The following is a 4154-nucleotide window of genomic DNA, read 5'->3' as shown; positions in this document are numbered from 1 at the left end:
TGCGCAGCGTCTGCGAGACGATCAAGGACGTGCCGGTCTTCGCCAACACCGGCGTGAACATCGACAATGTCCGCGATGTCCTTTCGCTGGCGAGCGGGGTCGTGATCGGGACCCATTTCAAGATCGATGGCAATACCTGGAACGCCGTCGACGGCGATCGGGTCAAACGCTTCATGGACGTTGTCGCCACTTTGCGCTGAGAACGGCTTCCACGGCGATGCCGGCCATCGCGCCGGCTCGCGGTGATCATATCGATCGTTGCGGGCCGGCGTCCGGAATGATCGACTGGTATCGAGCAGCGGGACACGACGAGGCAGACAGGTTCGCCCGCCTGCCCTTCCCGGCATTTCAATGGATTCGACATGGCGTTCGTTCTCGGTCTCGATATCGGCACCACCTCGACGATCGGCATTCTGATCCGGCTTCCCGATCAGGTGCTGGGCCTCGCCTCGCGCCCCGTCACGCTGCATTCCGAGCATGCGGGCTGGGCCGAGGAAGATCCCGCGCAATGGTGGACCAATGTCCGCGAGATCGTGCAGGAGCTGCTGAGGACCAGCGGCATCAAGGCCGAAGAGATCGTGGCGATCGGCACCACCGGCATGCTGCCGGCGGTCGTTCTTCTGGACGAGCAGGGCGAGGTGCTGCGACCGAGCATCCAGCAGAGCGACGGCCGCTGTGGCGCCGAAGTTGCCGAACTGCGGACCGAATGCGATGAGGCGGCTTTCATCGCCAAGGCCGGCAACGGCATCAACCAACAGCTGGTCACCGCAAAGCTGCGCTGGATAGAGCGTCACGAGCCGGAGGTGTTCAGCCGCATCGCCACCGTTTTCGGCTCCTATGACTATATCAACTGGCGCCTCACCGGTGAACGTGCGGTCGAGCAGAACTGGGCGCTGGAGGCCGGCTTCGTCGATGTTTCGACGCACCGGATCGACGACGACCTGGTGGCGCTCGCCCACATACCGCGCTCGGCCGTGCCACGAAAGATCGCCTCGCATGAGATCCTCGGTTCCGTCTCGGCGAAGACCGCGGATGAGACCGGCCTGATGGCGGGAACACCTGTCGTCGGGGGTGCGGCCGACATGATCGCTTCCGCGCTCGGCGCCGGAGTTGCCAAAGCAGGCGATGTCCTCCTGAAATTCGGCGGCTCGGTCGATATCCTGATCGCCACCGATCAGATCAAGCCAGATCCCCGCATGTATCTTGATTACCACCTGGTGCCGGGCCTGTTCATGCCCAATGGCTGTATGTCGACCGGCGGCTCGGGCCTCAACTGGTTCGTACGCAATTTCGCCGGCGGCGAGATGGCCACGGCACAGGCCGATGGTATTTCGGTACACCAGCGGCTCGATGCGCTGGCGGCAGAGCGTCCCGCCGGTGCCGACGGCCTCACCGTCCTGCCTTACTTCCTCGGCGAGAAGACGCCGATCCATGATCCAGCGGCTCGTGGCGTGATCGATGGGCTGACGCTGTCGCACGATATCGGCCATGTCTGGCGCGCTTTGCTCGAGGCCTATGCCTTCGCCATCGCGCATCATATCGAGGTGCTCAACGACATGGGCCACCGGACCGAGCGCTATCTCGCCTCCGACGGCGGCTCAAGCAGCAAGGTCTGGATGCAGATTGTCGCGGATGTCCTGCAAAAGCCGGTCCAACGCCTGACCGGGCACCCCGGCTCTTGTATCGGCGCTGCCTGGACGGCGGCGATCGGCGTCGGCCTGACCGACGACTGGTCGGGCGTTTCCGGTTTCGTCAGCTTCGCCGACCGGCTCGATCCCGACCCGCGCAAGGCTGACATCTACCGCGACGGCTATCGCCGCTATCGCGATCTTTATGCGCGCCTGTCGGCTCCTGGCGCGACCAGAGCGGGATCGTCATCGTGATGTATCGCGCCGTCGCCTGGGACATCGACGGAACGCTGATCGACAGCGAGCCGTTGCATCATCAATCCCTCCTCGCCGGCTGCCGCAACTGGAACGTCGATCTTGACGACCTGCCCGACCAAGCCTTTCGCGGCATCCATATGGGCGACGTCTGGACAATGCTGCGTCCGCGTCTCCCGGTCGGGCTCGACCAGGCGGAGTGGCTCGCCGCTATCAATGCCCACTACGTCGCGAACCGGGCGAACGCCGTCCCGATCCCCGAGGCGGTCGAGACGATTCGGACCCTGGCTGACCGCGGCGTCCCGCAGGTCTGCGTCTCGAATTCCGGCCGGCAAGTCGTCAATGCCAATCTCGATGGGCTCGGCGTGCTCGACCATATGAGTCTCACAATCAGCCTCGACGACGTGTCGGCCGGCAAGCCCGACCCCACGCCCTATCGCGAGGCCTGCCGGCAGCTCGCCGTAGCTCCAGGGTCGGTGGTGGCCGTGGAAGACAGCCGCACCGGCACAAAGGCAGCACGAGCCGCCGGTCTGTTCGTGGTCGGCTATCTCCCCAGCGGCGGCCTGCTCGGCGACGTCGATCTCAGCACCAACCGCCTGTCGTCGATCCTGGACCTGTTTCCCGGCTGAGGGTTTGCGCGTCGTTCCAAGTGTGCGCTTGACCATGCATGCAGGTTTGTAGCGTGATGGCAGCTGATCGATTCACATCGATCCGGTAGGAATCCTCTTGCGCCTCGGCGTCGTGAAACCGCGAACGACACCACACCCAGGATTGGACGCTTGATGAACGACCTCCCCCGAACACTTGCAGCGGACTCGCTCGGGCCAACCGTGACGATCGGAGAAATCCTGGTAGAGATCGTCGCGAGGCAGACGGGCACCGGCTTCCGGCAACCTATCGACCTCATTGGTCCCTTTCCGAGCGGCGCGCCCGCCATCTTCATCGATCAATGCGCACGTATGGGCGGAGCGGCCGCAATGGTGGGCGTGGTCGGCGACGACGATTTCGGCGTCGTCAACATGGAGCGCCTGAAGCGGGACGGCGTAGACACTTCAGCCATCGCTGTTTCCCCGGATTATCCGACGGGCAGCGCCTTTGTTCGCTACCGCACGGACGGAAGCCGCGATTTCGTCTACAACATCGCCAAATCCGCCGCCGCCCGACTGGAATGGAGCCCGCAGGTCGAGGCGCTGATCGCGCGTTGCGGGCATATCCATGTCATGGGAACGGTGTTCGCAAGTCCCGCAGCCTGGGCGATCACCGAACGCGCGATCCCGCTGATCAAGGCACGCGGCGGCACGATGTCGCTCGATCCGAACCTGCGCAAAGAATTGCTGGCGCACGGCCAGACCGAGGAGAAATTCGCCGGTCTGGTGGACGAAGCGGACCTGCTGCTGCCGTCGGGCAATGAATTGTTCCTGGCCGCCGGCACGGACGGGGAGGAACGCGCGATCGAGGCGCTGTTCAGACGAGGGGTCAAGGAGATCGCCGTGAAGCGCGGCGAACATGGCGCGTCAGCCCGTCAAAGCACCGGAGCCCGCGCCGATTGCCCCGGCCTCATCGTCGAGGAAACGGACCCCACCGGCGCCGGCGACTGTTTCGGGGGAGCCTATGTCGCATGCCGGCGGCTGGGGATGGCGCTGCAGACGGCGCTCGAATTCGCCAACGCGGCAGGGGCGCGCAACGTCACACGCCTCGGTCCCATGGAGGGAGCCGGCACGCCGGCCGAGCTGGAGGATTTCATGGCAAGAACGGCGAGAAGAAATTGATGCGTGTGGCGATCGACGATTTGCCGGACCTGCACAGGGACGGGAAGAAAATCGGGGTGACCTCGGTGTGCTCGGCGCACCCGCTGGTGCTGAAAGCCGCACTGCGCCACGGGCGGGAAACCGGCACCACCGTCCTGATCGAGGCGACGTGTAATCAGGTCAATCATCTGGGTGGTTATACGGGCATGACGCCGGCCGATTTCGCGGCGATGGTGGAAGCGCTCGCGGCAGCCGAGCAGTGCCCGCAAAAGCTGATCGTGCTTGGCGGGGATCATCTCGGCCCCAATCCCTGGAGAGACCGGCCCGCCGAGGAGGCGATGGCGCAGGCCGGGACGATGATCGATGCCTATGTCCGCGCCGGCTTCCGCAAGATCCACCTCGATGCCTCGATGGGCTGCGCGGGTGAACCGGCGGCGCTAGACGACCACACGGTGGCCGGGCGCGCGGCCAGGCTGGCAGGCGTCGCGGAGCAGGCGGCAGCGCAGAGCGGCGGGGGAAGCCC

5 protein-coding genes are annotated in these 4154 nt (G+C 65.1%); all 5 read left to right on the top strand.

Annotation, left to right across the window (positions count from 1 at the left end; translation table 11 throughout):
• Positions 1–200, top strand: a 200-nt coding sequence (locus tag EN893_RS21665; RefSeq protein WP_281062495.1) for a BtpA/SgcQ family protein, incomplete at its 5' end; no start/stop codon positions are given.
• Positions 201–362: 162 nt separating this feature from the next.
• A complete protein-coding gene (locus tag EN893_RS21660) occupies positions 363–1883 on the top strand; it encodes an FGGY-family carbohydrate kinase (RefSeq protein ID WP_127268746.1) in 1521 nt (506 codons plus the stop codon).
• A complete protein-coding gene (locus EN893_RS21655; protein WP_127268747.1) occupies positions 1883–2512 on the top strand; it encodes an HAD family phosphatase in 630 nt (209 codons plus the stop codon). Before EN893_RS21660 ends, EN893_RS21655 begins: the two co-directional genes overlap by 1 nt.
• 153 nt (positions 2513–2665) lie before the next feature.
• On the top strand, positions 2666–3652 hold the full coding sequence (locus EN893_RS21650) for a sugar kinase (protein ID WP_127268748.1): 987 nt from the start codon (positions 2666–2668) through the stop codon (positions 3650–3652).
• Positions 3652–4154 (top strand): class II D-tagatose-bisphosphate aldolase, non-catalytic subunit (locus EN893_RS21645; protein WP_164901005.1); only part of this gene is annotated, 503 nt, incomplete at its 3' end. The genes EN893_RS21650 and EN893_RS21645, both read left to right, overlap by 1 nt.

This window comes from Mesorhizobium sp. M7A.F.Ca.CA.004.04.2.1 (genome assembly GCF_004022825.1).
In the GTDB taxonomy this organism is placed as follows: Bacteria; Pseudomonadota; Alphaproteobacteria; order Rhizobiales; family Rhizobiaceae; genus Mesorhizobium.
The sequence above is the reverse complement of the archived record's forward strand: the minus strand, read 5'-3'. Positions and strand labels throughout refer to the sequence as shown.

Excerpts from the sequence above, each read along its gene's own strand:
- EN893_RS21660 (WP_127268746.1), top strand. The coding sequence starts at position 363 with ATGGCGTTCGTTCTCGGTCTCGATATCGGCACCACCTCGACGATCGGC.
- EN893_RS21655 (WP_127268747.1), top strand. The coding sequence starts at position 1,883 with ATGTATCGCGCCGTCGCCTGGGACATCGACGGAACGCTGATCGACAGC.
- EN893_RS21650 (WP_127268748.1), top strand. The coding sequence starts at position 2,666 with ATGAACGACCTCCCCCGAACACTTGCAGCGGACTCGCTCGGGCCAACC.